The 3,433-nt window shown below is 71.2% G+C and carries 4 protein-coding genes; all 4 read right to left on the minus strand.

The window, feature by feature from the left end; genetic code table 11:
• Positions 1-167 precede the first annotated feature (167 nt).
• Positions 168-1,586 carry a Dyp-type peroxidase gene (locus AC1D12_RS28315; protein WP_477825838.1) on the minus strand — a complete coding sequence of 473 codons (1,419 nt, stop codon included), beginning with the start codon at positions 1,584-1,586 and terminating at the stop codon, positions 168-170.
• Positions 1,587-1,692: 106 nt separating this feature from the next.
• Positions 1,693-2,547, minus strand: a complete 855-nt coding sequence (gene fdhD, locus AC1D12_RS28320) for a formate dehydrogenase accessory sulfurtransferase FdhD (RefSeq protein ID WP_477844414.1) — start codon at positions 2,545-2,547, stop codon at positions 1,693-1,695.
• Entirely contained in the window at positions 2,544-2,831 is a 288-nt protein-coding gene (locus tag AC1D12_RS28325) for a hypothetical protein (RefSeq protein ID WP_477825836.1), read from the minus strand. The genes fdhD and AC1D12_RS28325 overlap by 4 nt, the downstream gene beginning before the upstream one ends.
• The coding region (locus tag AC1D12_RS28330; RefSeq protein ID WP_477844416.1) for a molybdopterin dinucleotide binding domain-containing protein at positions 2,806-3,433 on the minus strand (628 nt) is incomplete at its 5' end. The genes AC1D12_RS28325 and AC1D12_RS28330, both read right to left, overlap by 26 nt.

Genomic DNA, 3,433 nt, shown 5'->3' on the forward strand with positions numbered 1-3,433 from the left:
GTTCTGTTTCGACCGGATGCTCTCGGCGGAATCTTCTTCGGAGTGGACATCCTGCTTGGGTTTCAGCAAAGGCCGTGTCTCGAGGCTGCCGTGGGTGCGTTTCATGAAAGGGGTTCCTGGTGTTGGACTGTATGCCTCAGTCGCACCCGTGCCTGAAAGGTTCCACACTACAAACCCTCGAAGAACCCCAGCGACGGCGCGAAGAAATACTCCCCGCCCTTCAGCGTCACGAACCCCGACATCCGCTGCGACAGCGTCGGCGCCTGCGCATCGCCCCAGCCGGCATGGTGGCGGTGCTTCACCGCGCCGCCCTGGCCGGCCAGCGGGTCGATGCCGGTGTGGCCGAGCACGAAGCCCTCGTCGTTCGCCCAGTTCGCCTGCGAGAACTCGAACTGCTCGACGATGCTCGCCTGGCAGGCCATGAACAGCAGCCCGACGCCGTGCGAGGGCGCGTCGCTGAAGCGCCCCTGCGCATCCTGCCGCCGCTCGCCGTACGGCATGCTGCGCCGCGCCATCAGCCGCGCACGCTCGGCCGCCGGCGCGATGCCGAATTCGCGCACCGTGTCGCCGCGCGGATTCGTCTTGCGGATGTGCGCATGGAACGGGCATCGGAGCCCCTGCGGGTCGGCGGCGTAGTCGAAATCGTTGGCCACCGGCTCCTCCAGCCCGGCATGCCCCTGCATCGCGAGCGGCGTGCCATCCGCGAAACGGCCTACCAGCATCGCGCCGGCCAGCGCCACGTCGGCGGCAGCGCCGAGCTTGCGCAGCCCGCGCGCCAACGCCGCCTCGGCCTGCTGGAAGGCCTGCACGTTCTGCTCGAGCTTGCGGTAGACGACGTACGAGCCGTGCGCCGCCGGATCATCGACCGCCGCGTCGCGCACCAGCACCTGCGACAGCGCGAAGCGCGGCGACCACCGCTGGCTGCCCCCGCCACGCAGTGCGTCGCGGGCAATGTCCTCCTCGATCATCAACGGCTGGCTGCGCCCCGAGACGAAGCCGAAATGCTCGATCCCTTCGCCGCGGCCGTTGCGCCAGCTGCGGGCCTGCTCGATGCCCAGCAGCTCGACACCCTCGTGTGGCGCCGCCGTCCAATCGGCGAGCGCCGCCTCCACCTGCGGCGCCTCCCCCGCCAACTGCACCAGCGCGTGCACCTCGTCGCGCCAGGCCGGCTCCCAGCCGGCGTGGTCGGGGTCGCGCAGCATCGGCTGCCGGTCCTTCAGGCCTTCGACGAAAGCCGGGTCCGACGGCCAGCGCTCGCGCGGCACCTGCAGCGCGCGGTAGCCGCGGGCCGACAGCAGGCACGACACGAACAGCGGCGTCTGCAGCACCGTGCCGGCCTCGCGCGCCGCGCGCACGCGCTGCGCATCGGCGAGCTGCGTGTCGGCGCGGCCGAGCCGCGGCCGCAGCGCGCGCAGGAAGTCGCGCCCGGCCTGCGCGTGCCCGAACCTCAGCAGCAGGTGCGCCGCGCGCGGCCGGCCATGGCCCTTCAACAGGTTGCCCTGCAACTGCGCCAGCAGCGCGCGTTCGTCGGCGGTGATCGTGGCCAGCGCGAGGGTCTTGCTCAGGTCGACGACCGGGGGGGCCATGGTGGGTCCTGGTGAGGCAGCCACGACAGCGTGCCTTCACGCCGCGTTCACGGCATCCCCAAGTTCGCGGAAAGCGAACCCCCCAGTTTGTCGATGTCAGGGCGTGTCAGCTGAGCGGCGCGAGCGCGGTGTAGTCGACCGCCTGCTCGCCGCGGCAGAAGCCGTACAGCTGCAGCCCCGACTGCCGCGCGATGTCGATCGCGAGCGAGGTCGGCGCCGAGATCGCGGCCAGCGTGCCGACCTGCAGCCGCACCGACTTGCGCACCAGCTCGTAGCTCGCGCGGCTGGACATCACGACGAAGCCCGGCTCGCCGAGCCGGCCCGCCAGCGCACGCCGGCCGAGCAGCTTGTCGAGCGCGTTGTGGCGGCCGACGTCCTCGGCCACGTCGAGCAATTCCCCCGCCGGCGTGGCCCAGCCGGCGGCATGGCAGGCGCCGGTCCTGGCGTTCAACGCCTGCCGGGCCGGCAGCGCAGCGAATGCGCGCAGCACCACGTCGGCCGGGATCGGCGGCTGGCCGGTGACGCGCTCGGTCGGCTGCAGGTCGAGCTGCGCCAGGCTGTCGATGCCGCACAGCCCGCAGCCGGTGCGGCCTTCGAGCGAGCGCTTGCGGTCCTTCAGCGCCGCGAACGCGCGCGACGACACCGTCATGTGCACCTCGCAGCCGCGCGCATGCGCCATCACCTCGATGTCGCGGCATTCGTCGCGGCCGGTGATCAGCCCTTCGGAGAGCGCGAAGCCGAGCCCGAGGGCTTCCAGGTCGGTCGGCGTGGCCATCATCACCGCGTGCGACAGCCCGTTGAAGACCAGCGCGACCGGCGACTCCACCGCCAYGGTGTCGCTGCGCTCGCTCGCGACCGCGCCGACATGGCGGCGCACCGACACCGCCTCGGTGGGCGGCAGGCTGTCGGGCAGGYCGCAAGTGCCGGGTGTGGCGGTCGTGTCGGGGTGGGGCAGGCTCATGTCGGTCGGCGTGCGGTGTCGGTCGCGAAGGCCCGCCATTGTCCGGCCTCGTCGACCTGCAGGCGCACCCAGCCGGGGCCGACCGCGTCGCCGATGCGGGCATCGCTCATCTGCGTGTAGAGCCGGATCAGCACGCTGACGCGCACCCCCAGCCGTTTGGCCAGCCGCGTCAGCGCGACGCCGCGGCCGTCTTCGTCGAGCTCGAGCAGTTCCTGCAGCGCACGCTCCTCGAGCGGCGCGGGTGCGTTTTCAGGCCCCTCAGGCGACTGCGGTGTCGGCGACATCACGCGCCTTCGCCACCGGCGAATCCAGCGGGCGCAGCGTCAGCACCACCGGGATCGACTTCGAGGTCGGCGTGCGGGCGCCGATCGCGAAGCTCTGCAACGGCACCAGCGCGTTCGTCTCGGGGTAGTAGCTCGCGATGCAGCCGCGCGGAATGTCGTACTCGACCAGCAGGAACTTCTCGGCGCTGCGCCGTTCGTCGCTGCCGTCGTCGCCGAAGTACACGCTCGTGATGTCGACCCAGTCGCCGGCCTTCATGCCGAGTTCCTTCAGGTCGTCGCGGTTGATGAAGACCACGCGGCGGTGCCCGTAGACGCCGCGGTAGCGGTCGTCCATGCCGTAGATCGTCGTGTTGTACTGGTCGTGCGAGCGCACCGTGGCGAGCGTCAGCACGACCGCATCGGTCTGCTTGCGGGCGCGGTGCACGGCGGTATCGCGCGGCACCGGGTGGGCGCTGAACTGCGCCTTGTTCGATGCGGTGACCCACACGCGTTCCGATGCGGTGTTGCGCAGCCGGAAGCCGCCCGGCTTCCTGATCTTCTCGTTGAAGCCGGCGAAGTCGTCGAACACCGCCTCGATCTTGTCGCGGATGCGGCTGTAGTCC

Source organism: Rhizobacter sp. P1_G5, assembly GCF_056405435.1.